Origin of the sequence: Halorubrum sp. SP9, assembly GCF_005435015.1 — an archaeon.
Lineage (GTDB): Archaea > Halobacteriota > Halobacteria > Halobacteriales > Haloferacaceae > Halorubrum > Halorubrum sodomense.
In genome coordinates, this window is sequence record NZ_SGXU01000503.1 from 1 (window position 1) to 353 (window position 353).

At 59.8% G+C, this 353-nt stretch carries 1 protein-coding gene; it reads right to left on the minus strand.

The features are described from left to right. Positions 1–154 precede the first annotated feature (154 nt). A partial coding sequence (locus EXE45_RS18390) for a hypothetical protein (protein WP_137695164.1) occupies positions 155–353 on the minus strand: 199 nt, incomplete at its 5' end.

The following is a 353-nucleotide window of genomic DNA, read 5'->3' on the forward strand; positions in this document are numbered from 1 at the left end:
GCTGTGGTCGAGTCCCCGGACCGGGATCATCCGCTCGACGACGATGTTACGCTCGCCGCAGTGCGTACACTTCCCGGTCCATCCGACGCCGGGGCGATCGATCGCTTCGATCCAACGGACGATACCGCCACAGTTCTCGTGTATCTTCACGCAGTCAGTCCATTTTGGCATCGTCTAACACCTCCAGCCATTCGCTGGGCACGTCCTCACGTTCCACTTCTGTCTTTCCGATGGCTCGGATCTTCTCCTCGTCGATACGTTCCCACCGTGTCACGCGGTAATACGCATCCGTCAGCGGCGACCTCGCGTAGCGCTCTCCGTCGTGGATGTCGTTTTCGTTCCAGCGGTCAGTT